The organism is Rugamonas rubra (assembly GCF_900114705.1).
GTDB classification, from domain to species: Bacteria; Pseudomonadota; Gammaproteobacteria; order Burkholderiales; family Burkholderiaceae_D; genus Rugamonas; species Rugamonas rubra.
This window is the reverse complement of the sequence record NZ_FOTW01000004.1, coordinates 331,677-356,883: the sequence shown is the minus strand read 5'-3', so window position 1 is coordinate 356,883 and position 25,207 is coordinate 331,677. Positions and strand designations below refer to the sequence as shown.

25 protein-coding genes are annotated in these 25,207 nt (G+C 68.4%); 8 read left to right on the top strand and 17 right to left on the bottom strand.

The window, feature by feature from the left end:
- The 6 genes from lnt to BM252_RS01605 all read left to right on the top strand — a co-directional run bounded on the left by lnt (position 1) and on the right by BM252_RS01605 (position 7,156).
- Positions 1-1,587: an apolipoprotein N-acyltransferase gene (gene lnt / locus BM252_RS01630; RefSeq protein ID WP_093382717.1), complete on the top strand. Its 1,587-nt coding sequence runs from the start codon at positions 1-3 to the stop codon at positions 1,585-1,587.
- Between the two features lie 115 nt (positions 1,588-1,702).
- Positions 1,703-2,614, top strand: coding sequence for a glycine--tRNA ligase subunit alpha (gene glyQ, locus BM252_RS01625; RefSeq protein ID WP_093382714.1), 912 nt, complete (start codon positions 1,703-1,705; stop codon positions 2,612-2,614).
- A gap of 21 nt (positions 2,615-2,635) precedes the next feature.
- The gene (gene glyS / locus BM252_RS01620) at positions 2,636-4,744 is read left to right on the top strand and encodes a glycine--tRNA ligase subunit beta (protein WP_093382711.1); all 2,109 of its coding nucleotides are present in this window, start codon (positions 2,636-2,638) and stop codon (positions 4,742-4,744) included.
- Positions 4,745-4,759: 15 nt separating this feature from the next.
- Positions 4,760-5,326: a D-glycero-beta-D-manno-heptose 1,7-bisphosphate 7-phosphatase gene (gene gmhB / locus BM252_RS01615; RefSeq protein WP_093383271.1), complete on the top strand. Its 567-nt coding sequence runs from the start codon at positions 4,760-4,762 to the stop codon at positions 5,324-5,326.
- Positions 5,327-5,357: 31 nt separating this feature from the next.
- Complete coding sequence (locus tag BM252_RS01610; protein WP_093382708.1) at positions 5,358-6,098, top strand: lysophospholipid acyltransferase family protein; 741 nt, start codon at positions 5,358-5,360, stop codon at positions 6,096-6,098.
- Positions 6,099-6,289: 191 nt separating this feature from the next.
- Entirely contained in the window at positions 6,290-7,156 is an 867-nt protein-coding gene (locus BM252_RS01605) for a M48 family metallopeptidase (RefSeq protein ID WP_425442252.1), read from the top strand.
- Here BM252_RS01605 and BM252_RS01600 read toward each other — a convergent pair.
- The 11 genes from BM252_RS01600 to rfbB all read right to left on the bottom strand — a co-directional run bounded on the left by BM252_RS01600 (position 7,153) and on the right by rfbB (position 17,700).
- Positions 7,153-7,842: a PEP-CTERM sorting domain-containing protein gene (locus BM252_RS01600; RefSeq protein WP_174900379.1), complete on the bottom strand. Its 690-nt coding sequence runs from the start codon at positions 7,840-7,842 to the stop codon at positions 7,153-7,155. The two genes, BM252_RS01605 and BM252_RS01600, sit on opposite strands and share 4 nt — an antisense overlap.
- Positions 7,843-8,168: 326 nt before the next feature.
- Positions 8,169-8,510 carry a hypothetical protein gene (locus BM252_RS01595; RefSeq protein WP_093382702.1) on the bottom strand — a complete coding sequence of 114 codons (342 nt, stop codon included), beginning with the start codon at positions 8,508-8,510 and terminating at the stop codon, positions 8,169-8,171.
- A gap of 132 nt (positions 8,511-8,642) precedes the next feature.
- Complete coding sequence (gene waaA, locus BM252_RS01590; protein WP_093382699.1) at positions 8,643-10,001, bottom strand: lipid IV(A) 3-deoxy-D-manno-octulosonic acid transferase; 1,359 nt, start codon at positions 9,999-10,001, stop codon at positions 8,643-8,645.
- A gap of 2 nt (positions 10,002-10,003) precedes the next feature.
- Positions 10,004-11,020 (bottom strand): lipopolysaccharide heptosyltransferase I, encoded by a 1,017-nt coding sequence (waaC, locus tag BM252_RS01585; RefSeq protein ID WP_093382696.1) that lies wholly within the window; start codon positions 11,018-11,020, stop codon positions 10,004-10,006.
- Between the two features lie 5 nt (positions 11,021-11,025).
- Positions 11,026-12,408 (bottom strand): phosphomannomutase/phosphoglucomutase, encoded by a 1,383-nt coding sequence (locus BM252_RS01580; RefSeq protein WP_093382694.1) that lies wholly within the window; start codon positions 12,406-12,408, stop codon positions 11,026-11,028.
- Between the two features lie 184 nt (positions 12,409-12,592).
- A complete protein-coding gene (locus tag BM252_RS01575) occupies positions 12,593-12,901 on the bottom strand; it encodes an H-NS histone family protein (protein ID WP_093382691.1) in 309 nt (102 codons plus the stop codon).
- Between the two features lie 76 nt (positions 12,902-12,977).
- Positions 12,978-14,072, bottom strand: coding sequence for an MraY family glycosyltransferase (locus tag BM252_RS01570; protein ID WP_093382688.1), 1,095 nt, complete (start codon positions 14,070-14,072; stop codon positions 12,978-12,980).
- 259 nt (positions 14,073-14,331) lie between these two features.
- Positions 14,332-15,189, bottom strand: coding sequence for a dTDP-4-dehydrorhamnose reductase (gene rfbD / locus BM252_RS01565; RefSeq protein ID WP_093382685.1), 858 nt, complete (start codon positions 15,187-15,189; stop codon positions 14,332-14,334).
- Positions 15,186-15,731: a dTDP-4-dehydrorhamnose 3,5-epimerase gene (rfbC, locus tag BM252_RS01560; RefSeq protein WP_093382682.1), complete on the bottom strand. Its 546-nt coding sequence runs from the start codon at positions 15,729-15,731 to the stop codon at positions 15,186-15,188. The genes rfbD and rfbC overlap by 4 nt, the downstream gene beginning before the upstream one ends.
- Entirely contained in the window at positions 15,728-16,630 is a 903-nt protein-coding gene (gene rfbA / locus BM252_RS01555) for a glucose-1-phosphate thymidylyltransferase RfbA (protein ID WP_093382679.1), read from the bottom strand. Before rfbA ends, rfbC begins: the two co-directional genes overlap by 4 nt.
- Positions 16,627-17,700, bottom strand: a complete 1,074-nt coding sequence (rfbB, locus tag BM252_RS01550) for a dTDP-glucose 4,6-dehydratase (RefSeq protein ID WP_093382676.1) — start codon at positions 17,698-17,700, stop codon at positions 16,627-16,629. Before rfbB ends, rfbA begins: the two co-directional genes overlap by 4 nt.
- Positions 17,701-17,823: 123 nt before the next feature.
- Between rfbB and BM252_RS01545 the strand changes: the two genes are divergently transcribed.
- Positions 17,824-18,684, top strand: a complete 861-nt coding sequence (locus BM252_RS01545; RefSeq protein WP_245774030.1) for a symmetrical bis(5'-nucleosyl)-tetraphosphatase — start codon at positions 17,824-17,826, stop codon at positions 18,682-18,684.
- Here the strand turns inward: BM252_RS01545 and BM252_RS01540 are convergent.
- The 6 genes from BM252_RS01540 to BM252_RS01515 all read right to left on the bottom strand — a co-directional run bounded on the left by BM252_RS01540 (position 18,681) and on the right by BM252_RS01515 (position 23,518).
- Entirely contained in the window at positions 18,681-19,445 is a 765-nt protein-coding gene (locus BM252_RS01540) for a lysophospholipid acyltransferase family protein (protein ID WP_245774029.1), read from the bottom strand. The two genes, BM252_RS01545 and BM252_RS01540, sit on opposite strands and share 4 nt — an antisense overlap.
- 99 nt (positions 19,446-19,544) lie before the next feature.
- Positions 19,545-20,855: a dihydroorotase gene (locus BM252_RS01535; RefSeq protein WP_093382670.1), complete on the bottom strand. Its 1,311-nt coding sequence runs from the start codon at positions 20,853-20,855 to the stop codon at positions 19,545-19,547.
- Positions 20,852-21,817, bottom strand: a complete 966-nt coding sequence (locus tag BM252_RS01530) for an aspartate carbamoyltransferase catalytic subunit (RefSeq protein WP_093382667.1) — start codon at positions 21,815-21,817, stop codon at positions 20,852-20,854. The genes BM252_RS01535 and BM252_RS01530 overlap by 4 nt, the downstream gene beginning before the upstream one ends.
- A complete protein-coding gene (pyrR, locus tag BM252_RS01525) occupies positions 21,810-22,334 on the bottom strand; it encodes a bifunctional pyr operon transcriptional regulator/uracil phosphoribosyltransferase PyrR (protein ID WP_093382664.1) in 525 nt (174 codons plus the stop codon). The genes BM252_RS01530 and pyrR overlap by 8 nt, the downstream gene beginning before the upstream one ends.
- 74 nt (positions 22,335-22,408) lie before the next feature.
- Positions 22,409-22,792 carry a Holliday junction resolvase RuvX gene (ruvX, locus tag BM252_RS01520; protein WP_425442251.1) on the bottom strand — a complete coding sequence of 128 codons (384 nt, stop codon included), beginning with the start codon at positions 22,790-22,792 and terminating at the stop codon, positions 22,409-22,411.
- Positions 22,793-22,858: 66 nt separating this feature from the next.
- Entirely contained in the window at positions 22,859-23,518 is a 660-nt protein-coding gene (locus tag BM252_RS01515; protein WP_093382661.1) for a YqgE/AlgH family protein, read from the bottom strand.
- Between the two features lie 200 nt (positions 23,519-23,718).
- Between BM252_RS01515 and BM252_RS01510 the strand changes: the two genes are divergently transcribed.
- Positions 23,719-25,185, top strand: coding sequence for a cryptochrome/photolyase family protein (locus BM252_RS01510; protein WP_425442241.1), 1,467 nt, complete (start codon positions 23,719-23,721; stop codon positions 25,183-25,185).
- Positions 25,186-25,207: the final 22 nt, after the last annotated feature.

Sequence of the window (25,207 nt, the reverse complement as noted above, 5' to 3'; positions counted from 1 at the left end):
ATGCGTTTTCGCTCCGCCCGCCCCGACGCCCCTCCCCCGCCCCAACGCAGCACCCGTGGCCGCATGGCCATCGCCGCGCTGGCCGGCGCCGCCTGCGTGTTCGCCTTCGCCCCCTTCGGCTGGTGGCCGCTGCAGATCCTCGGCCTGGCCGTGCTGTTCTACCAGGTGCTGCGCAGCGCCACGCCGAAAAGCGCGGCGCTGGTCGGCTGGGCCTTCGGCTTCGGCTGGACCGCCGCCGGCACCCACTGGCTCTACGTCTCCCTGCACAACTTCGGCGGCATGGCCGCGCCGCTGGCGGCCGCCGCCGTCGCCCTGCTGGCCTTCGGCATGGGCGCCTACGTCGCCCTGGCGATGGGCGGCGCCGCCTGGCTGCGCCGGCGCTGGGCGCTGCCGCTGCCGGCCGCCAACCTGCTGCTGCTGCCGGCCATGTGGGCGCTGTTCGAATGGATCCGTGGCTGGCTGTTCACCGGCTTCCCCTGGCTGTCGGCCGGCTACGCCCACAACCACGGCCCGCTGGCCGGCTACGCCGCCATCGTCGGCGTCTACGGCCTCGGCTGGCTGGCCGCCGTCTGCGCCGGCGCCCTGCTGCTGCTGGCGCACCGCACCCGCTGGCGCGCCGCCGGCCTCGTCGCCGGCATCATGGCCGCCGGCCTGGGCCTGGGCCAGCTGCACTGGACCCACGCCGAGGGCAAACCGATCAGCGTCCGTCTTTTACAGGGCAACATCCCGCAGGACGAGAAGTTCAACGGCGCCCACGTCATGACCACGCTGCGCCAGTACCAGGAGGCCATCATGGCCGCCCCGGCCGACCTGATCGCCACGCCGGAGACGGCGGTGGTACTGCTGCCGCAGCAGCTGCCGCCCGACTACCTGCCGACGCTGGCCCAGTTTACCCAGAAGACCGGCAGCAGCCTGGTGCTCGGCATCCCGCTGGCCGACAGTCCCAGCGTCTACCACAACAGCGTGATCGGCATCGCGCCGCGCGCCGGCGCCGCCGTCTACCGCTACGACAAGCACCACCTGGTGCCGTTCGGCGAGTTCATCCCGCTCGGTTTCCGCTGGTTCGTCGACCTGATGTCGATCCCGCTGGGCGACCAGACCCGTGGCGCCGCCGTGCAGCCGGCGCTGGCCGTCAAGGACCAGCGCGTGCTGCCCAACATCTGCTACGAGGACTTGTTCGGCGAGGAGATCGCCGAGCAGCTGAACCACCCGGCCGCCGGCCAGCTGCCGGCCACCCTGCTGCTCAACGTCTCCAACCTGGCCTGGTTCGGCGCCACCATCGCCATTCCACAACACCTGCAGATCTCGCAGATGCGCACGCTGGAGACAGGCCGGCCGATGCTGCGCGCGACCAACACCGGCGCCACCGCCGTCATCGACGGCCGTGGCGTGGTGCGGGCTGAGCTGGCGCCCGATACCCGTGGCACCCTGGCGGCGACGGTGCAGGGCATGGCCGGCAGCACGCCGTACATACTTTGGGGCAATAAACTATTCCTCGCCCTGGCCGCCCTGGCCCTGGGCGGCGCCTGGCTGGCGGCGCGGCGAAATGCCGCGTCGCGGGCGAAAAACCCGGCGCAAGCGGGTTAGACTCGGCTTAAACTCTGCTTAAACTCACCAGCCGCCCGCTAAAACCCGCTAAAATTAGCCGCTTTAGCGAACCTGCAACCGCTCGCGCAGCGCTGCGCCCTACCGACCAAACAAGATGCTCACATTTCAACAAATCATTCTGACCTTGCAAACCTACTGGGACAAGCAAGGCTGCGCCCTGCTCCAGCCCTACGACATGGAAGTCGGCGCCGGCACCTTCCACACCGGCACCTTCCTGCGCGCGATCGGACCCGAGCCTTGGCGCGCCGCCTACGTGCAGCCGTCGCGCCGCCCCAAGGACGGCCGCTACGGCGAGAACCCGAACCGCATGCAGCACTACTACCAATACCAGGTGGTGCTCAAGCCGGCGCCGGAAAACATCCTCGACCTGTACCTCGGTTCGCTGGCCGCGCTAGGCCTGGACTTGCAGCAGAACGACGTGCGCTTCGTCGAGGACGACTGGGAAAGCCCGACCCTGGGCGCCTGGGGCCTGGGTTGGGAAGTCTGGTTGAACGGCATGGAGGTGACCCAGTTCACCTACTTCCAGCAGGTCGGCGGCCTCGATTGCAAGCCGGTGCTGGGCGAGATCACCTACGGCATCGAGCGTTTGGCCATGTATCTGCAGGGCGTCGAGAACGTCTACGACCTGGTCTGGACCGAGTGGGAAGAAAACGGTATCAGCAAGAAGCTGACCTACGGCGACGTGTTCCACCAGAACGAGGTCGAGCAGTCGACCTATAACTTCGAGCACGCCAACACCGATCTGCTGTTCGCCCAGTTCGCCAACCACGAGTCCGAGGCCAAGCGCCTGATCGAGTTGCAGCTGACCCTGCCGGCCTACGAGCAGATCATGAAGGCCTCGCACAGCTTCAACATGCTCGACGCCCGTGGCGCCATCTCCGTCACCGAGCGCGCCGCCTACATCGGCCGCGTGCGCACCTTGTCGCGCCTGGTCGCGCAAGCCTACTACGACTCGCGCGAACGCCTGGGCTTCCCCATGCTCGGCACCGCAGCGGCAGCAGCCTAAGCCCCACAGAATATGAACAATATGAACCAGACCCTCCTCATCGAACTGCTGACCGAAGAGCTGCCGCCGAAGGCGCTGGCCAAACTGGGCGCCGCCTTCGCCGCCGGCATCGTCAACGGCCTGAAAGCGCGCGACTTCCTCGAGGCCGACAGCGTCGCCACCTCGTTCGCCTCGCCGCGCCGCCTGGCCGTGTCGATCACCAAGGTGCGCGCCACCTCGCCCGACAAGGCGATCCGCGAGAAAGTCCTGCCGGTCAGCGTCGCGCTCGACGCCAACGGCAACGCCACCGCGCCGCTGGCCAAGAAACTGGCCGCGCTGGGCTTCCCCGAACTCACCGTGGCCGAGCTGGAACGCGCCGTCGACGGCAAGGCCGAGAGCTTCTTCTACACCCACACCGCCGCCGGCAGCGCGCTGCACAGCGGCCTGCAGGCCGCGCTGGAGGAGTCCGCCGCCAAGCTGCCGATTCCCAAGCTGATGAGCTACCAGCGCCCCGACGGCACCACCGTGCAGTTCGTCCGCCCGGCGCACAGCCTGATCGCCCTGCACGGCGCCGCCGTGCTGCCGCTGACCCTGCTCGGCCTGGCCGCCTCCAACACCAGCCTGGGCCACCGCTTCCTGATGGCCGACGGCAGCAAGAAGATCGTCATCGCCGACGCCGACAGCTACGCCGCCACCCTGGCCTCCGAAGGCAAGGTCATCGCCAGCATCGAGCAGCGCAAGGAGAAGATCCGCGCCGCCCTGCTGGAGAAGGCCGGCGCCGACCAGGTGCTGATGCCCGAGGCCCTGCTCGACGAGGTCACCGCGCTGGTCGAATGGCCGGTGGTCTACGAGTGCCGCTTCGAGGACGAGTTCCTCGCCGTGCCGCAGGAATGCCTGATCCTGACCATGCAGACCAACCAGAAGTACTTCGCCCTGACCGACAGCGCCGGCAAGCTGCGCTCGCGCTTCCTGATCGTCTCCAACATCGAGACGGCGACGCCGGCCGCCATCGTCGGCGGCAACGAGCGCGTGGTGCGTCCGCGCCTGGCCGACGCCAAGTTCTTCTTCGAGCAGGACAAGAAGAAGACGCTGGAATCGCGCCTGCCGCTGCTCGACAAGATCGTCTACCACAACAAGCTGGGCACCCAGGCCGCGCGCGGCGAGCGCGTCGCCGCGCTGGCCGGCCACATCGCCGGCCTGATCGGCGGCGACGCCGCGCTGGCGATCCGCGCCGCCAAGCTGTCCAAGGCCGACCTGGTGACCGACATGGTCGGCGAGTTCCCCGAGCTGCAGGGCATCATGGGCACCTACTACGCCCGCAACGACGGCGAGCACGAGGACGTGGCGCTGGCCGCCTCCGAGCACTACCAGCCGCGCTTCGCCGGCGACAGCCTGCCGAGCACCGTCACCGGCACCGCCGTGGCGCTGGCCGACAAACTGGAAACCCTGGTCGGCATCTGGGCCATCGGCCTGGCGCCGACCGGCGACAAGGACCCGTTCGCGCTGCGCCGCCACGCCCTCGGCGTGCTGCGCATGCTGATCGAGAAGCGCCTGGCGATCTCGATCGGCGCGCTGCTGTCGACCGCCGCGCAGATGTTCGAATTCGTCGCCGGCTTCAAGGACCCGTCGGCCGAGATCTACACCTTCATGATCGACCGCCTGCGCGGCATCCTGCGCGAGCGCGGCTTCTCGCCCAACGAGATCGAGGCCGTGGTGGCGCAGAACCCGGACCGCCTGGACGACATCGTGCAGCGCCTGGAGGCCGTGCAGGCCTTCGCCGCGCTGCCCGAGAGCGCCTCGCTGGCCGCCGCCAACAAGCGCATCACCAACATCCTGAAGAAGAACGAGGAGGCGCTCACCGCCTCCGGCAACGTCGGCGTCAACCCCGCGCTGTTGGTCGACACGGCCGAGAAGAACCTGGCCGCCGCCGTGCTGCGCGTGCAGCCGCTGGTCGACGCCGCCTTCGCCGCCGGCGACTTCGCCGACACGCTGAAAACGCTGGCCCAGCTGCGCGACGACGTCGACGCCTTCTTCAACGACGTCATGGTGATGGCCGAGGATGTCGCCCTGCGCAACAACCGCCTGGCGCTGTTGTCCTCGCTGCACGGCATGATGAACCGCGTCGCCGACATCTCCAAACTGGCGGCATAAATGGGAGCGCCGGCCATGAAACTGATCATTCTGGATCGCGACGGCGTGATCAACCATGACTCGCCGGACTTCATCAAGTCGCCCGCCGAGTGGCAAGCCATTCCCGGTTCGCTCGAAGCGATCGCCCGCCTGAACCAGGCGGGCTACCGGGTGGTGGTGGCGTCGAACCAGTCGGGCATCGCCCGCGAGTACTTCGACATGAGCATCCTCAACGCCATCCACCAGAAGATGCATTTGCTGGCGCAGCAGGTCGGCGCCACCATCGACGCCATCTTCTTCTGCCCGCACGCGGCGGCCGACAGCTGCGACTGCCGTAAACCCAAGCCCGGCATGTTCGCCGAGATCTCCAAGCGCTACCAGGTCAGCCTGAAGGGCGTGCCCACCGTCGGCGACTCGCTGCGCGACCTGCAGGCCGGCTTCGTCAGCGGCTGCGTGCCCTACCTGGTGTTGACCGGCAAGGGCGAGAAGACCCACAGCACCGGCGGCCTGCCGCCCGGCACCATGGTCTTCCCAGACCTGGCGGCGATGGTCAACCACCTGCTCAAGACCGGCGCGGCGCCCGCGCTGCACGTCGTCAACTGAACCAACCAAAAAAATAATTCCGGAGTCCGCATTGCGCCATACCTTCCTGTTCCTGCGTTCCCTGCTGTTCATGACCATCATGACGGTGGCCACCATCGTCTGGGCCTGCGTCTGCTTCCTGGTCGCGCCGCTGCCGTACAACCAGCGCTTCTACGTCACCTCGCGCTGGAACGTGTTCATCATCTGGTGCGCCAAGGTCATTTGCGGCATCCGCTACGAGATCAAGGGCGCCGAGAACTTCCCCGACGCGCCGGCCGTCGTGCTGTCGAAGCACCAGTCGGCCTGGGAGACCATCTTCCTGCTGCCCAGCATGCCGCGCCCGCTGGTGTTCGTCTTCAAGAAGGAGATTTTGTACATTCCCTTCTTCGGCTGGGCCATGGCGCTGCTGCGCATGATCCCGATCGACCGCAAACAAGGCAAAAACGCCTTCAAACACGTGGTCACCCACGGTAAACGTCGCCTCGCCGACGGCCAATGGATTATCATGTTCCCCGAGGGGACCCGCATCCCGGTCGGACAAAAGGGCAAATACAAGAGCGGTGGCACGCGTTTGGCCATCGAGACCGGCGCGGTGGTGGTGCCGATCGCCCACAACTCCGGCGAATGCTGGCCCAAGAATTCGTTTATTAAGCGTCCCGGCCTGATCACGGTGTCGATCGGCAAACCGATTCCTTCGGCCGGGCACACACCGGACAGCTTGATGCAACAGGTGGAAAATTGGATAGAATCAGAAATGCACGTCATTTCGCCCCACGCCTACAACGCTGGCTAGATGACATCGCGAGCGTAGTCCGGCCGGCAGCCGCCGCGGCGCCGGACGACGCTTCGCAGCTCGACCTGTTCGGGCAGACCGGCGCGGCCGCGCCGGCCGCCGCATTGCCGGCCCAGGCGACGCCGGCCCCGCCGTCACCCCCCAACTTGTGGCAGCGCACCGCCTTGCCGGCCCACCCGGCGCCGGCCCAACTGCTGCGCGAACCCGACTCCGCCTTTCCCGCCGCACCGCGCGCCACCGCGCCGACCTCCACGCCCTTCCCGCAATCGCCACCACCGGTGCCGCGCAAGCCGCCCGCCGTGGCGCCGCCGCCGCCGCCCGACGCCGCGCCCAAGCGCCAACTGCTGGTCGGCCAGTTCGTCCTCGAATACACACTGCGCCGCTCGACGCGCCGCTCGATCGGCTTCATGATCGACGACGACGGCCTGCGCGTCACCGCGCCCAAGCGCATCAGCATCGCCGAGGTCGACAACGCCATCCGCACCAAGCAGGCCTGGATCCTCAGCAAGCTGCACGAGCGGCGCGAGCGCCGCGCGGCGCGGCTGGAAAAGCCGCCGGTGGAATGGGTCGACGGCGCCACCCTGCCCTACCTGGGTGGCGAGATCGTGCTGCGCCTGCTGGTGGGCGGGCGCAACCGCAGCAGCTACAACCCGGCCACGCGCGAGCTGTCGATGGTGCTGGTGCCCGGCGCCACCGAGCTGCTGCTCAAGGAGCGTGTGCGCGCCTGGCTGCAGCTGGAGGCGCGCCAGCTGTTCGAGCAGCGCCTGGATTTGTACGCGGCCCGGCTGGGCGTGCGCTACCACTCGTTCGCGCTGTCCTCGGCCGGCACGCGCTGGGGCTCCTGCACGGTCGACCGCAAGATCCGCCTGAACTGGCGCCTGGTGCACTTCTCGCTGCCGCTGATCGACTACGTGGTGGCGCACGAGCTGTCGCACCTGCTGGAGATGAACCACAGCGCCCGCTTCTGGGACACCGTCGGCACCATCTACCCCGAATACGAGGAGGCCAAGCAGCTGCTGCGCAAACGCGCGCAGGAGCTGCCGGTGCTGTTCGGCTAGCTGGAACGGGGGCGGCGCGCCGCGCAGGCCGCCGCCGCCGCGCCGATGGCCAGCAGGGGCAGGCTGGCCGGCTCCGGCACCGCCGCCGTGACGTCGAGCGACACCGCGTCGAGCAGAAAACCGGCCGGGCCGGCGAAGTTCTCCGGCACGATGGTGCTGAAGGCGATGTTCAGATTCTCGCCGACATGCGCCGCCAGCAGCGCGCTCAGGTCCAGGCTGTGCGCGGTCAAGCCGAAGCCGGTACTCGCCCCGGCGGCGAACGCCTCGTTGTACAGGTTGGCGATCAACACATTGCCGGCGTCGCGCAAGTCGATCGAAAACTCCCTCGGCAGGCTGCCGAAATTGTCCACCTGGGCCGCCTCCGACCAGGCCAGGGTCGCCGCCGACAACCCGGCCAGGACGAAGGATTGGCTGATGGTGCGGGTCAGCGGACCGCTGCCGTCAAGCGAGGTGTAGGCGCCGAAGCCGCCCACCGGCGCGCCCAGCGGCTGGCACTCCGAACCGCTGGCGGCGACGGTCCAAGGCTGGTCGCAGCCTCCCGCCCCGGGATTGGGGCCGACGTTCCAGCCGGTGAAGTCGCCCGTTTCAAAGCCGCCGTTCAACAGAATCTCAGTCGCCTGCAGCGGCGCCGCCAAGGGCAGACCCAGCAGCAGCGCCGACAAACTGCGTAGCCATCGCGTTTTCATTTTTTTCTCCTTTGAACTCCATCGTTGGTCCCGTCCCGCCGGGCCGGAACGGCGGCGGCGGCGGACAGCACAGACGAGCATAAAGGGTGCCAATCGGCCGCGCGCCTGTCGCGGCGCGGCGGCGCAGGCCTGCGTGGGGCCACCGCATGGCGCCGTGTGTAAGAACGGGCGACAGGCCGGCCGCCGGACTCGGCGGGAGGAATAGAATAGTATGCGGCGGAGGGACCGGGGAGCGCTCCCAAGCGGACTCAGCCTAGCCGCCCGGGGAAACGGACTCAGCGCGGCAGCAGCAAAGCGGGCGGGCGGCGGACCAGCTTAATGAAGGATCATGCCGATTTCACGCAGGCACCAGGGTCCAACGTCAACTTGTGCATTTGCTGGCCAAACCAAGTTTCGTATTCTGCAGGAGTATTGAACTGAGGCACGCCTGAACGCGCCAGTAAGCGATACAGCGGCGCGTCCACGACTCCCGCATCGACCGCCAATATGGCCAAATCGCCGTAAGCTTCGGCTAGCGCCGACAGCGCCAACATCCCGCCCACCCGCTCGTCGGTGTGTTCGAGCGACTGCACGGCAAGCCTCAGATACTCGACAGCCAGCTCCCGATCAGCCCGCAACTCCGCGACTTCACGTTCGTGGTGGGAAACGTGCGCAGGGAATGCGTTCATGTGTGCCTCCTTTTCCAATCGCTCCAAAAACGCCTGGCGTTTTAAAACTTGGAGGCGATATCCAGCTTAGGATCTAAAAAAGGCAATTGCAAGCCCAGCAAGCACTTGCTGTTGGCTGGAACGTTCGTATGTTTAGCCAGACGGCAATAACGTCCGCAGCAAGGCCAGCGTGCGCGCGGTGGCGCCACGGTGCTGGTTGGCGAAGGCCAGTGCGCGCCGGCCCATGTCGGCGCGGGCGGCGGCGTCGCCGAGCAGGCGCGCCGTCCCGGCCATCAGCTCGGCGGCGTCGGCCACGCGCAGGGCGCCGCCGGCGGCCAGCGCGTCCTCCGTCACCACGGCGAAATTGAAGGTGTGCGGGCCGATCAGCACCGGCTTGCCCAGCGCCGCCGGCTCGATCAGGTTCTGTCCGCCCAGCGGCAGCAGGCTGCCGCCGACGAAGGCGCAGTCGCAGGCGGCGTAGTAGGCGAACATCTCGCCCATCGAGTCGCCCAGCAGCACCGCCACGTGGACCGGCAGCGCGGCGCCGTCGAGCGCCAGCTTGCTGCGCCGCTCGACCGGCAGGCCGCGCTCGGCGACCAGCTTCTCCACCTCGTCGAAGCGCTGCGGATGGCGCGGCACGAGCAGCAGCAGCACGTCGGCCGGCAGGGCCTCGCGGGCCTGCTGGAAGGCGTCCAGTATCAGCGCCTCCTCGCCCTCGCGCGTGCTGGCGCACAGCAGCACCGGACGGCCGCCGATGTGGCCGCGCAGCGCGGCGCCGGTGGCCAGCGCGGCGGCCGGCACCACGACGTCGAACTTGATGCTGCCGGTGACCTCGACGCGCGGCGCGCCCAGCGTGGCCACGCGCGCGGCGTCGGCCTCGGTCTGCGCCGCCACCAGCGTGATGCCGCGCGCGGCGTCGAGCAGCAGGCGGCCGAAGCGGCCGGCCTTGCGCAGCGAGCGCTGGGACAGGCGGGCGTTGGCCAGCACCACCGGCACGCCGCCCCGGCCGCACTCGGCGATCAGGTTGGGCCACACCTCGGTCTCCATCAGGATGCAGATCTGCGGCGCGAAGTGGCGCAGGAAGCGGCGCACCATGGTCGCCGTGTCGTATGGCAGGTAGGACTGCACCAGCCGCGCGCCATGGCGGGCGAACAGCGTGGCGCCGGTGGCGCGGCCGGTCGGCGTCATATGGGTCAACACGATGCGGTGTTGCGGATAGGCGGCCAGCAGGGCGTCGACCAGCGGCTCGGCGGCGCGCGTTTCGCCGACCGACACGGCGTGCAGCCAGATCGTCGGCATCGCCGCGCCGGTGCGGCGGGAATCGGCGCCGGCCGCGCCAAGATTGGCGGTGGAACCGGCTGCGCTGGCGGTGGCGGCGGCGGCACGGCCATAGCAACCCAGCCGCTCGCCCCAGTGGGCGCGGTAGCCCGGCTCCTTGCGGCCGCGCAGCCACAGCCGCGCCAACACCAGCGGCAGGGCCAGCCACCACATCACGGAATAGAAGGTGCGCATGCTCAGGCCAGTAGACTCTTGGCGGCGGCGGCCACCTCGGCCACGCCGGGCGGCGCGCCCTGGTCGCCCAGGTTGATGATCTTCGGCGACCAGTTGCCCTCGGTCTTCCAGCGCGGCGAGTCGACGTAGATCTCCACCGTCGGCACCGTGAAGGCGGCGGCGATGTGGGTCAGGCCGGTGTCGACGCCCACCGCCAGCGCGGCGTGGCGCGCCAGCAGCACCGCCTCGGCCATGCTCAGCTTGGGCAGCAGGCGGGCGTTGGGCAGGCCGGCGGCCAGTTGTTCGGCCTCGGCCTTTTCCTTGGCCGAGCCCCAGGGCAGCAGGATGGGCATAGGTGCTAATTGGCGGCCCAGTTCTATCCAGTGCTGCGCCGGCCACTTCTTGGCGTCGCGGGCGGTGCCGTGGAAGTAGACGGCGTAGGGTTCGGCCGGCATCCAGTCCGGCCGGGGCGCGCCGGCGTCCAGCGCCGGCAGGCCGAAGTCGGCCGGCGTGTCGACCGAGTAGCCGAGCGCCGCGCCGGCCACCAGGCGGCCGCGCGCCACCGCGTGGGTGCGCGGATCGGTCGGCACGCTCTCGCTGTGGAAGATGCGCGAGACGCCCTCGTAGCCGGAGCCCTCGCTGCCGTTGGCCAGGCCGACCTTGCGGCCGCCCTTGACCACCCGCGCCATGCCCATGATGGCGCCGGTCTTGAGCAGGCCCTGGGTGTCGAACACGTAGTCGTACTGCTGCTCGCGCAGGCGGCGCCAGAAGGCCTTCATCTCGGCGCGCGTCCCGGGCTTGCCCAGGCTCTTGCGCCAGCGCCGCAGCGCGAACGGGATGATGTTGCGCACCCGGCCGTTCTGCCGCACCAGGCTGACAAAGCCCTCCTCCACCACCCAGTCGATGTTGGCGTCGGGGCAGTGGCGGGCGATGTCGGCCACCATCGGCAGGTTGTGCAGCACGTCGCCCAGCGAGGAGACGCGCACCAGCAGGATGTTCAGCGGCCGGGGGCCGCCCGCGCGCGCGGCCGGGGAAACCATGGCGCTTAGAACGGCAGCACCGCGTCCGGCTTGGCGGCCAGGATCACGCTCTTGAACTGGCCCTGGATGCGCGCCAGCGCGGCCGGCGTCTCGGCCTCGAAGCGCATGACGATCACCGGCGTGGTGTTCGACGAGCGCGCCAGGCCGAAGCCGTCGGCGTACTCGACGCGCAGGCCGTCGATGGTGATGATCTGCTCGTGGCCGGGGAACACGGCGTCGCTGCGCAGCTTGTCCATCAGGGCGACGTTCTCGCCCTCCTTGAGCTCCAGGTGCAGCTCGGGCGTGCTGTCGGACTGCGGCAGGCCGTTCAGCAGGGCCGACGGGTCGCTCTCGCGGGTCAGGATCTCGAGCAGGCGGGCGCCGGCGTACAGGCCGTCGTCGAAGCCGTACCAGCGGTCCTTGAAGAAGATGTGGCCGCTCATCTCGCCGCCCAGCGGGGCGCCGGTCTCGCGCAGCTTGGCCTTGACCAGCGAGTGGCCGGTCTTGTACATCAGCGGACGGCCGCCGTGCTGGCTGATCCACGGCGCCAGGTGGCGCGTGCACTTGACGTCGTAGAGGATCTGCTCGCCCGGATGGCGCGTCAGCACGTCGGCGGCGAACAACATCATCTGGCGGTCCGGATAGATGATCTGGCCGTCCTTGGTGACCACGCCGAGGCGGTCGCCGTCGCCGTCGAAGGCGATGCCGATCTCGGCGTCGGTCTCGGCCAGGCAGCGGATCAGGTCCTGCAGGTTCTCCGGATGGGCCGGGTCGGGATGGTGGTTGGGGAAGTTGCCGTCGACCTCGCAGAACAGCTCGACGACCTCGCAACCCATGCCACGGAACAGGTCGCCGGCGAAGGCGCCGGCCACGCCGTTGCCGCAGTCGACGGCGAGCTTGATCGGCCGCGCCAGCTTGACGTCGCCGATGATGCGCTGCAGGTAGGCGGCGCGGATGTCGTGGGTGCTGTAGCCGCCCGGCTGGGCCGCCTCGTCGCCGCCGTGCTCGACGATGCGCTGGTGCAGCGAGGTGATCGCCTCGCCGTGGATGGCCTCGCCGGCCAGCACCATCTTGAAGCCGTTGTAGTTGGGCGGGTTGTGGCTGCCGGTGACCATGATGCCGGACTGGGCGTCGAGCACGTTGGTGCCGAAGTAGACCATCGGCGTGGCCACCACGCCCAGGTCGACCACGTCGACGCCGGCGGCCTGCAGGCCCTGGGCCAGCGCGGCGGCCAGCTCGGGGCCGGACAGGCGGCCGTCGCGGCCGATCACCACCTTGGTCTGTCCCTTGGCCAGCGCGGCTTGGCCGAAGGCCAGACCGATCTGCCGGGCCACGCCGGCGTCCAGTGTCTGGTCGATGATGCCGCGGATGTCGTAAGCTTTAAAGATCGTTTTTGACAGGGAAACCATGGTGTTTGAATTCACGTGATGCGGCAGACGCGCCGCGGCGGCGCCGCCGGCGCGGGTCTGGCCCGCTGGATGGATGGGGAAAAGAGTGGCGGCCCGCGCAGTTCACGGGCACAACATTGATATAGTAAGTGCGATGCCAGCGGCAGGCAAGCCCCGCCGCCTCATCGGCGCGTGGGAAACGCGCTCAGAGGCGCAGCAAATCGATCGCTTTGCCGGCGTCGACCCATTCCTTGACCCACTTCGGCTGGCGGCCTCGGCCGGTCCATTGCTGGCTGGCGTCGGCCGGATTGCGGTAGCGCGGCGCCACCGTGCCGGTCTTGGCGCGCACGCCGTTACCGATCAAGTCCTTCAGCGGGACGCCGACGCTTTGCGCGATGGCGAATATCTGCTCGCGCGCCTTGGCCTGGTCCTGCGATTCACGTTTTTTTAATTCGCGTTTGATTTGTTCCTGCAGATTGCGCAAATCGGCCGCCGACAAATTGGATAGATCCATCTTTGCTTCCTTTTAAAAGGTGGTGAAACCATTAAAACCGTTGACGATATAAATATACTACAAAGCGCGCCGGATACTAGTTCCTCTTGTGTCGTATCATCCAGCGCGGCGCCTTGAAACGGACAATGCGTACATACAGCCAGATATAACTGACGATAAACAACAGGCAGAACACCATTAACACCCAGGTGTGGCGCCAGAATACCGTGGCCGGAATCACCGCCATCAGCGAAAACATCCACAAATAGGGCGAGGTCAGCGAATTGCGCCGCATTAAGGCGCGCGCCTCCTTGCGGCCGACCGCCCATTGCACGATGCGGCGGAAGATCAGGCTGTGCAAATGTATGCCGTCGGGCATGGCCGGCGATTTGCCGCGCACAAACATGCGCCGATACACCGAAAACAGGGTTTCGAAGGTCGGGTAGAGCAGCAGCAGCGCGGCGTACCAGGTCGACACCTGCGGGTTGCGCATCACCAGCAGCAGGGCCAGCTCGCCCAGCATGAAGCCGATGAAATAGGCGCCGCCGTCGCCGAGGAAGATCAGGCCGACCGGGTAGTTCCACACCAGGAAGCCGGCGGTGGCGCCGGCCACCATCAGCGCGGCCACCAGCACGAACATGTCATTGACCTGCAGCGCGACATAGCCGAGCGAGAGCAGCATGCAGATGGTGACCACGCTGGCCAGGCCGTTGAAGCCGTCGATGATGTTGACGGCGTTGGCGATGCCGGCCACCGCCAGCACCGTCAGCGGCAGGGTCAGCCACATGTATTGCAGCTGCCAGGCCGAGAAGGCCCAGTCGATGCGGTCGACGCGGGCGTCGAGCAGGTAGTAACCCATCAGCGCGGCGAGCATGGTCAGCACCAGGCGCCGGGTCGCGCTGACGCGGCCGGTGTAGTCCTCGACGATGCCGCCGACGAAGGCCACGCTGGCGCAGCCGAGCAGGGGGATCAGCAGGCCGGCCATGGCCGGCACGCGCCAGGCGGAAATGGCGCAGCCGAGCGCCACCGAGAGAAAGATCGACAGGCCGCCGATCCGCGCCACCGAATGCGAATGGACCTTCTGCACCGCCTGGAAGTCGTCGTCCAGCGCCGGGCCGTGCAGGCGCGACTCCTTGATGACCAACAGCGTCAGCAGCGCGGAGGCGACAAAGCTCAGTAAAAAAGAAAACATTATTTTTATCAGTACAAAAATGCCGGCCGCGCTGACGCCCCGGCAACACCATACGATGTGGCGATTATCCCGTGCCTTGACACTTTATTATCGGCACGCCAAGCCGCGATTGTACCGGATTCGGCAATCGGCAATTCCCAATTCGGGCAAAGCGACTGGTTGACGGCGTTGAATGCGCGGATTCTAACAAACCGCGCCGGCCGCGCGGCCGACGCTTACCAATCGATACAACTGGGCGCGCCGCCGCCTCCCCTGCCCGCTACTTCAGGCACAGGCGCAGCGCCTCGCGCCAGTGCGGCAGGCGGCAGAACTGGCCCATCAGGCGCTCGGACGAGAGCACCGAGTTCTGCGGGCGGGGCGCCGGCAGCGGATACTCGGCAGTGCTGATGGGCAGCAGGCGGCAGTCGATCTGCGCCTCGGCCAGGATGGCCTGGGTGAATTCGAACCAGGTGGTCTGGCCCTGGCTGCTCAGGTGGTAGGTGCCGCCGTGGCGCTGCCACCAGTCGGCGCCGCCGGCCTGGGCCTGGGCCAGGATCAGTGCCGTGCTGTCGGCGATGCTGCGGCTCCAGGTCGGCGCGCCGTGCTGGTCGGCGACCACGCGCAGCTCGTCGCGCTCGCGCGCCAGGCGCAGCATGGTCAGCAGGAAGTTCTTGCCGCGCATGCCGTAGACCCAGCTGGTGCGCAGGATCAGATGCCGGATGCCGGCCGCCGCGATGGCCTGCTCGCCGGCCAGCTTGCTGCGGCCGTAGACGTTGATCGGGCCGGTGGCGTCGGACTCGACGCGGGGGCCGGCCTGCGTGCCGTCGAACACGTAGTCGGTCGAGTAGTGCACCAGCGCCGCGCCCAAGCGCCGGCACTCCTCGGCCATCACGCCCGGCGCCTCGGCGTTGACGCGGAACGCCAGCTCGGGCTCGCGCTCGGCCTGGTCGACCGCCGTGTAGGCGGCCGGGTTGACGATCAGGCCGGGCCGCACCTCGCGGATGACGGCGCGCACCTGGTCCAGGTCGGCCAGGTCCATGCGCGCGCGGTCGACCGCGACCACCTCGCCCAGGCCCTGCAGGCTGCGCTCGAGCTCGTAGCCGACCTGGCCGCTGCATCCGGTCAGCAGGATTTTCATGCGAACACCTCGGCCTCGGCCAGCGGCACGGCGGCCTGGTCCTTGCCGGACAGCAGCGGCGCGCCGTCCAGCGGCCACTCGATGCCGATCGCCGGGTCGTTCCACAACACGGCGCGCTCGTGCTCGGGGGCCCAGTAGTCGGTGGTCTTGTAGAGGAACTCGGCGTGCTCGCTGGTGACCATGAAGCCGTGGGCGAAGCCGGGTGGAATCCACAGCTGGCGCTTGTTGTCGGCCGACAGCTCGACGCCGTACCACTGGCCGAAGGTGGCCGAGCTCTTGCGCAGGTCGACGGCGACGTCGAACACCGCGCCGCTGCTCACCCGCACCAGCTTGCCCTGGGCCTGCTCGATCTGGTAGTGCAGGCCGCGCAGCACGTTCCTGGCCGAGCGCGAATGGTTGTCCTGCACGAAGGCGGCCGTCACGCCGGTCAACTCGGCGAAAGTGCGGGCGTTAAAGCTCTCGTAGAAGAAGCCGCGTTCGTCGCCGAACACGCGCGGCTCGAGCAGGACCAGGCCGGCCAGCGGGGTCGCAATCGTCTTCATCGTGGAATGACCTTGTCTTCAAGAATTTGCAGCAGGTATTGGCCGTAGTTGTTCTTCTTCAAGGGCTCGGCCAGCCTGCGCAGCTGGGCGGCGTCGATATAGCCCTTGCGGTAGGCGATCTCCTCCGGGCAGGCGACCTTCAGGCCCTGGCGTTTCTCGATGGTGGCGATGAACTGCGAGGCGTCGAGCAAGGAGTCGTGGGTGCCGGTGTCGAGCCAGGCCATGCCGCGCCCCATCAGCTCGACGTTCAATTGCTGGCGCTCCAGGTAGACCCGGTTGACGTCGGTGATCTCCAGCTCGCCACGGGCCGAGGGCTGGATGCTGGCGGCGATGTCGCACACCTGCTGGTCGTAGAAGTACAGGCCGGTGACGGCGTAGTTCGACTTCGGCTCGAGCGGCTTCTCCTCGATGCTGACGGCCTGGCGCTCGGCGTTGAACTCGACCACGCCGTAGCGCTCCGGGTCTTGCACGTGGTAGGCGAAGACGGTGGCGCCATGGCCGCGCTCGGCGGCGCTGCGCAGCAGGGCGTCGAGGTCGTTGCCATAGTAGATGTTGTCGCCCAGGATCAGGGCCGACGGCGAGTCGCCGACGAACTCCTTGCCGATGATGAAGGCCTGCGCCAGGCCGTCCGGCGAGGGCTGCACCGCATAGCTCAGCTGGATGCCCCACTGACTGCCGTCGCCCAGCAGGTCCTGGAAGCGCGGCGTGTCCTGCGGCGTCGAAATGATCAGGATCTCGCGCATGCCGGCCAGCATCAGCGTGGTCAGCGGGTGGTAGATCATCGGCTTGTCGTAGATCGGCAGCAGCTGCTTGGACACGCTCATCGTCACCGGATACAGCCGGGTGCCCGAACCGCCGGCCAGGATGATGCCCTTGCGGGTGTGGATGGCGTCGCTCATTGTGGGTTCTCCCGGTTGAAATAGTTGGCGGCGACCCAGTTGGCATAGCCGCCCGACTGCACGTCGGCGACCCATTCCTGGTGGTCCAGATACCACTGGACGGTCTTGGCGATGCCGCTCTGGAAGGTCTCGGCCGGTTTCCAGCCCAGTTCGCGCTCCAGCTTGCGCGCGTCGATGGCGTAGCGGCGGTCGTGGCCGGGACGGTCCTTCACATAGCTGATCTGGGCGCGGTAGCTGGCGCCGTCGGCGCGCGGCTTGAGCTGGTCGAGCATGTCGCACAGGGTGTGCACCACGTCGAGGTTGGCCATCTCGTTCCAGCCGCCCACGTTGTAGGTCTCGCCCAGGCGGCCCTCCGCCAGCACCCGGCGGATCGCCGCGCAGTGGTCGCTCACATACAGCCAGTCGCGCACCTGCTGGCCGTCGCCGTAGATGGGCAGCGGTTTGCCGGCCTGGGCGTTGGCGATGATCAGCGGGATCAGTTTTTCCGGGAAGTGGTAGGGGCCGTAGTTGTTCGAGCAGTTCGTCGTCACCGTCGGCAGGCCGTAGGTGTGGTGGTAGGAGCGCACCAGGTGGTCGGAGGCCGCCTTCGAGGCCGAGTACGGGCTGTTCGGCGCGAACGCGGTGGTCTCGCTGAACGGCGCGTCGTCCGGCCCCAGCGTGCCGTACACCTCGTCGGTGGAGACGTGCAGGAAGCGGAAGGCGGTTTTGTCGGCCTCGGCCAAGCCGCCCCAGTAGGCGCGGGCCGCCTCGAGCAGGCTGAAGGTGCCGTTGATGTTGGTGTTGATGAACTCGCCCGGGCCGAGGATGGAGCGGTCGACGTGGCTCTCCGCCGCGAAGTGGACGATGGCGCGCGGCTTATGTTCCAGCAACAGAGCCAGCACCGTGTCCTTGTCGCAGATGTCGCCGCGCACGAACAGGTGGCGCGCGTCGCCCTTCAGCGAGGCGAGGTTGTTCAGATTGCCCGCGTATGTCAATTTATCGAAGTTCAGCACCGCCTCGTCGGACTGGGCCAGCCAGTCGAGCACGAAATTCGAACCGATGAAACCAGCCCCGCCTGTCACAAAAATCATTTAGTATCCCGTCCGGCATGTTAAATCAGTTGTATGCATGATTTTAGGTGAAACTGGAGCATTGCCGCTAAAAAATATCGGTCTTTTTACCAGACTATTCCTTAATTCACACACTGGGAAAACATGATGCAACGCAGCACCTATGTGATCGGCGACCTGCAAGGCTGCCACGCGCAGACCGTGGCCCTGCTCGAGCGCATCGCCGCGACGGAAGGCGGCGCGGCCGCGCCGCGCATCCTGTTCGCCGGCGACCTGATCAACCGCGGCCCCGACTCGCTGGCCACCCTGCGCCACGTGCGCGCGCTGGCCGAGGCCAGCGGCGGGCGGGTCGACAGCGTGCTGGGCAACCACGACCTGCACCTGCTGGCGGTGGCCCACGGCATCCGCCCGCCGCACCCGTCCGACACCCTGGACGCCATCCTCGCCGCGCCCGACCGCGACGAGTTGATCGACTGGCTGCGCCGGCGCCCGCTGGCCATCGAGGCCGACGGCCACCTGCTGGTGCACGCCGGCGTGCTGCCGCAGTGGAGCAAGGCGCAGGCCTTGGCGTTGGCCGGCGAGGTCGAGGCGCGGCTGCGCGGCGCCGACCTGGCCGGCTTCCTCGGCGGCATGTACGGCAACGCGCCGGCCGCCTGGGACGAGGCGCTGCAGGACGCGGCGCGGCTGCGCGTCGTCGTCAACGCGATGACGCGGCTGCGCTTTTGCGACGCCGCCGGCGTGATGGATTTCAAGATGAAGGAGAGCGGCACGGCGCCCGAGGGCTCGGGCCTGATGCCCTGGTTCGAGGTGCCCGGCCGGCGGACCGAGAACGACACGGTGGCCTTCGGCCACTGGTCGGCGCTGGGCCTGCTGCTGCGGCCGAACTTGATCGGCCTCGACAGCGGCTGCGTCTGGGGCGGCCAGCTGACGGCGGTGCGCCTGCACGACCGCGCGCTGTTGCAGGTGCCCTGCCCGTCCTACCAGCAGCCGGGCGGCAAGAACTAGACCGGCGGCGTGTGCGCGGCGGCCGGGGCGATGCCGAGCGCGCCGGCGACGGCGGCGTGGGCCGCCTCGGCCAGCTCGCGGCGGTGGGCGCCGTCGCTGGGTATGCCGGCCAGGCAGCTCAGCCGCGCCGTCACCGGGGCGCCGCCGAGGATCATCACCAGGCTCTCGGCGAAGCTCATCTCGCCGACGAAGTCGATGGCGCCGTGCGGCCGCCCGGCCGGGTCGACATAGGCCAGCGCCAGCGGCTGCACCGGCGCCTTGGCGTCGATGGCGGCCTCGAACAGGTTGGCGTGGAAGGGCAGCAGGCTGCCCTGCACCGCCGTGGTTCCCTCGGGGAAGAAGGCGACCCGCTCGCCGGCCTGCAGGCTGTGCACCAGGCCCTTGAAGATGTGGCGCAGGTCGCGCCGGCTGCCGCGCGAGATGAACACGGTGCCGGCCTGCTGCGCCAGCCAGCCGAGCAGCGGCCAGGCGCGGATCTCGGCCTTGGCGACGAAGCGGCAGGGGTACAGGGAATTGATGACGAAGATGTCCAACCAGGAGACGTGGTTGGCCACCATCATCGCCCGTGGCAGGATGGCCTGGCCGTTGGCCGCCTGCTCGACCGTCACATTGCACATCGCCATCAACTGGCGCGACCAGCGGCGGATGTGGCCGTTGCGCTTGTCGGCGCCTATCCAGGGGAACACCACGGCGCAGGTGGCCATGCCGGCGAAGACGTGGCACATCACCCGCGCCAGGCGGAACATCAGCTTAATTTTCAAATCACACCACACAAAAAGCGCCGGGGCCGCGGGCCGGCGCCGCCCTCCGCCATGGCGGAAGGCGCCGGCCGGCGGCCCCGGGGTTGAGCCCGGGAAGGCTTAGCGCGCGGCTGCGCGTTCGAAGGCGACGTGGCCGGCGACGATGGTGGCGCGCACCTGCCCGCTCAGCTCGTAGCCGAGGAAGGGCGTGTGCTTGCCCTGGCTGGCCAGGGCCGAGGCCGCCACGGTCCAGCGCGCGGCCGGGTCGAACAGGCAGACGTCGGCCACCGCGCCGACCGACAGCGTGCCGCTGGCCAGGCCGGCGACGCGGGCCGGATCGGCGCTGATCTTGCCGACGGCGCGGGCCAGCGGCCGCACGCCGCCGTCGGGCTGGCCGGCGGCGTAGTCGTCGGCCCACTTCAGCGCCAGCGACAGTAGCAGCTCGAGGCCGGTGGCGCCGGGCGAGGCCTCGCCGAAGGGCAGCAGCTTCTCGTCGTCGTCGACCGGGGTGTGGTCCGAGCACAGCGCGTCGACGGTGCCGTCGAGCAGGCCGGCGCGGATCGCGTCGCGGTCGCGCTGGCTGCGGAACGGCGGCGTGACGCGGGCGTTCGAGTCGAAGAAGCCGATGTCGGCGTCGGTCAGGTGGATGTGGTGGGCGCCGACGTCGCAGGTGACCGGCAGGCCCTCGCGCTTGGCGGCGCGCACCAGTTCGAGGCCGGCGGCCGAGGACATGCGGCACAGGTGGACCCGCGCGCCGGTCGAGCGCATCAGCTCGAAGATGGTGTGCAGGGCGATGGTCTCGGACATCACCGGCACGCCCGACAGGCCCAGGCGCGAGGCCAGCGGGCCGGCGTGGGCGATGCCGCCACGGCCGATGTGGGCGTCCTGCGGGCGCAGCCAGACGGTGTATTCGAAGGTCTTGGCGTACTGCATGGCGCGCAGCAGCACGGTGGTGTCCTCGATCGGCTCCTCGGCCTGGGCGAAGCCGATGCAGCCGGCCTCGGTCAGCTCGGCCATCTCGGTCAGCGCCTGGCCCTTCAGGCCGACGGTCAGCGCGCCCAGCGGGTGGACGTTGGCCAGGTTGAGCGTCTTGGCGCGGTGCTTGAGCATCTCCACCAGGCCGGGCTCGTCGAGCACCGGGTCGGTGTCGGGCGGGCAGACCAGGCTGGTGACGCCGCCCTGCATGGCCGCCTGCAGCTCGGACTCGAGCGTGGCCTTGTATTCGTAGCCCGGTTCGCGCAGCCGCGCCGACAGGTCGACGAAGCCGGGCGCGACCACCAGGCCGGCGGCGTCGATGGTGCGCTCGGCCGTGAAGCCGGCCGGCGCGGCGCCCACCGCGACGATCTTGCCGTCGGCGATGAACAGGTCGTGGGGGGCGTCGATGGCGTTGGCCGGGTCGACCAGGTGGCCGTTCTTGATATGTAGTTTCATCCTTGGTTTCCTGCCAAAATGCTCATTACCGCCATCCGCACCGCGATGCCGAAGGTGACCTGCGGCAGGATCACTGCCTGCGGGCCGTCCGCCACCGCCGAGTCGATCTCGACGCCACGGTTCATCGGGCCCGGGTGCATGACGATGGCGTCCGGCTTGGCCAGCGCCAGCCGCTCCGGCGTCAGGCCGTAGCTCTTGAAGTATTCCTGCGCCGACGGCAGCAGCGCGCCGCTCATGCGCTCGTTCTGCAGGCGCAGCATGATGATCACGTCGACGCCCTTCAGACCCTCGTCCATGTTGGTGAAGGTGCGCACGCCCATCTGCTCGAGGCCGCCCGGCAGCAGGGTGTGCGGACCGATCGCCCGCACTTCCGGCACGCCCAGCGTGGTCAGGGCGTGGATGTCGGAACGCGCCACCCGGCTGTGCAGGATGTCGCCGACGATCGCCACCGTCAAATTGGTGAAGTCCTTCTTGTAGTGGCGGATGGTGTACATGTCCAGCAGACCCTGGGTCGGGTGGGCGTGGCGGCCGTCGCCGGCGTTGACCACGTGGACGTGCGGCTGCTTGGTGTCGATCAAATGCTTGGCGATCAGGTAAGGCGCGCCGGACTGGGCGTGGCGCACCACGAACATGTCGGCGTGCATGGCCGACAGGTTGTCGATGGTGTCGAGCAGCGACTCGCCCTTGCTGGCCGAGGAGGCCTGGATGTTCAGGTTGATGACGTCGGCCGACAGGCGCTTGGAGGCGATCTCGAAGGTGGTTCGGGTGCGCGTCGAGTTCTCGAAGAACAGGTTGAAGACGCTCTTGCCGCGCATCAGCGGCACCTTCTTGACGTCGCGGTCGGAGATGCCGACGAAGGAGGAGGCGGTGTCCAGGATGTGGTTGACGATGGCCTTGGGCAGGCCCTCGATGGTCAACAGGTGCTGGAGTTCGCCGTGTTTATTCAGTTGCGGATTAAGCATGGTCGTCGTCTATGGTTAGCGTGAATGTTCCGTCTGCGGCGCGGCCGAGCACCAGCGCCTGGCCCTCGGCCACGGCGACGGTGGCGGCGACGAAGTCGGCGGCCACCGGCAGCTGGCGGCCGCCACGGTCGACCAGGGCGGCCAGCATGATGCGCGCCGGGCGGCCGTAGTCGAACAGCTCGTTGATGGCGGCGCGGGTGGTGCGGCCGGTGTAGAGCACGTCGTCGACCAGCACCAGGGTGGCGGCGTTGACGTCGAAGCCGATCTGGGTCGGCTTGATGTCGGCGTGCAGGCCCTTCTCGGCGAAGTCGTCGCGGTAGAAGGAGACGTCGATGACGCCGAAGCGGGCGGTCAGGCCGAGGTCGGCGGCGAGCCGCTCGGCCAGCCAGGCGCCGCCGGAGTGGATGCCGACGATGGCGACGTCGCTGGCGCCGGCCAGGCCGGTCTTCAATTGCGCCAGCAGCGTGGCGTACAGCGCCTCGGCGTCGAGCGCGGTGGTGGGGCTTGAGTTGGACATGGGTGGTGGCGCTCTCAGGGGGTGGTCAATTCGGGAATGGTGGTTCTTGTCTCGCTGTGCTCGCTGGGCGGCCCTCAGCCCTGCGAGTCGAAGTATTGTTGCAGGATGATGGCGGCGGCGCGGTCGTCGATCACCTCGCCGCGCTTGGCCGAGATCACCGCCGACGAGTAGCGCTCGTCGACCAGCTCGACCGGCAGGTTGAAGCGGCCGTGGAGCTGGTTGGCGAAGCGGCGGCAGCGCGCCGTCATCTCGTGCTCGGCGCCGTCCGGGTGGGTCGGCAGGCCGACGATCAGGCGCGCCGGCGCCCACTCGGCGATCAGCGCGGCGATGGCGCTGAAGCGGGCGGCGTTGTCGATGGCGGCGATCACCTTGAGCGGCTGGGCCTGGCAAATCATGGTGTTGCCCATCGCCACGCCGATGCGTTTGACGCCGAAATCGAAGCCGAATACCGTTTCCAGACTCACCGCGCGCACCCCGCCGGGGTGTTGGCGGCGGGGGCGGCGGCGTTGGCGCGGTTGGCAAGCTCAAGCATGGCCGACCTCGGTGGTCAGCATCAGCGGGTCGAAGCCGAGCAGCTTGATGGCGGCCGTGTAGCGCTCCTCGATCGGCAGGTCGAAGACGACGCGCGGGTCGGCGGCGACGGTGAGCCAGCCGTTGCGGCTGATCTCGTCCTCCAGCTGGCCCGGGCTCCAGCCGGCGTAGCCGATCGACACCAGCAGGCGGGTCGGGCCGGTGCCGGCGGCGACCGCCTCGAGCACGTCGATCGAGGTGGTGAAGGCGACCTGGTCGGTCACCGTCAGCGACGACGAGTATTGCGCGCCGGGGGTGTGCAGCACGAAGCCGCGGTCGTCCTGCACCGGGCCGCCGAACATGATGGGCTCGTCGACGACGGCGCTGTCCAGGCCGGCCTGCAGCGGCAGGTCGATGCGCTCGAACAAGACCTGCATGGTCATGTCGGTGGGCTTGTTGATGACCACGCCGAGCACGCCGTTGTCGTTGTGTTCGCAGACGTAGACGACGGTGCCGCCGAAGATCGGGTCCTGCATCGATGGCATTGCAATCAGGAAATGATTAGCCAGGTTCAAGGCCGGCGGCTTCGCCACGTGCAGCGACGCCAGCGGGTCAATCGGCTCCGGCGGCAGGCCGGGCACAGCCAGAGACTGGTCGATTTTGCTTTTCTTCATACACGTTGCTCTCTCTGCAGGGCTGCTGTTCTGGTGCGGCAAGTCCGCCGTTTGCTGTAGGATACGCTCGGCGGAGCGCTATGGTAATTTCGATAGTTTACACTGAATTGACGCCACCACCACCCGCAGCGCCTGTCGGACGGCCTTCCAGCCCGATGGTAGGCGGTAAAACCCGCCCCGACCTTGACCTCCAACACGAGATGGACACCCCCGACATGGCCTTCAACACCTCGCTGGTGTGGTTCCGGCGCGACCTGCGCGCCTTCGACCACGCCGCCCTGCACCACGCCCTGCGCCAAAGCAAGAGCGTGTACTGCGTCTTCGTCTACGACAGCGCGATCCTGGCCGGCCTGCCGCGCGCCGACCGCCGCGTCGACTTCATCCATGCCAGCCTGGCCGAGCTGGCCGCCGAACTGGAGCAGCTGGGCGGCCATCTGATCGTGCGCCACGCCGACGCCGCCGAGGCCATCCCGCGCCTGGCCGCCGAGCTGGGCGCCGACGCCGTCTTCGCCAACCACGACTACGAGCCGCAGGCGATAGCCCGCGACGGCGCCGTCGCCGCCGCGCTGCAAGCGGCCGGGCGGCACTGGTCCAGCCACAAGGACCAGGTGGTGTTCGAGCGCGCCGAGGTGCTGTCGCAGACCGGCGGCGTGTTCTCGGTCTACACGCCGTACAAGAACGCCTGGCTGAAAAAGCTGCTGGCCGACCCGACGGTGTTAATTCCATACAACATCGAGCCCCTGAAGGCGGCCCTGGCGCCCGGCCGCAGCGTCCTGCCCCCGCTGGCCGAGCTCGGCTTCGAGCCCAGCAACCTGGGGCAACTGGCGATTCCGACCGGCATGTCCGGCGCCGCCGGCCTGTTCGAGCAGTTCCTGCCGCGCCTCGCCAACTATGGCGTGGCGCGCGACTTCCCCGCCGTCAAGGGGCCGTCCTACCTGTCCATGCACCTGCGCTTCGGCACGCTGTCGATCCGCCACCTGGTGCGCACCGTGCTCGACCTGATGGCGCGCGGCGCCGGCGGCGACGGCGCCCAGGTCTGGCTCAACGAGCTGGTCTGGCGCGAGTTCTACGCCATGATCCTGTTCCACCATCCGCACGTGGTGGCCAGCGCCTTCAAGCCGGCCTACGACGCCATCGAATGGGAGGCCGGCGGCGAGGCCGACGCCGCCTTCGCCGCCTGGTGCGAGGGCCGCACCGGCTACCCGCTGGTCGACGCCGCCATGGCCCAGCTGAACCAGACCGGCTATATGCACAACCGCCTGCGCATGGTCACCGCCTGCTTCCTGATCAAGGACCTGGGCATAGACTGGCGCCGCGGCGAAGCCTATTTCGCCCTGCACCTGAACGACTTCGAGCTGGCCTCCAACAACGGCGGCTGGCAGTGGGCCTCCTCGTCCGGCTGCGACGCCCAGCCCTACTTCCGCATCTTCAACCCGACCACCCAGTCGGAGAAGTTCGACGGCGCCGGCCGCTTCATCCGCCGCTACCTGCCGCAGCTGGCGGCGCTGGGCGACAAGGAGATCCACGCGCCCTGGCTGGTGCCGCGCATGCTGCTCGAGCAAAGGAACATCGTGCTCGGGCGTGACTACCCGCAGCCCATCGTCATGCACGACGAGGCGCGCAAGCGCACGCTGGAGCGCTACGCGGTGGTGAAGAAGCCGGGCTAGCGGTGCGACAAAACAAGGGGGC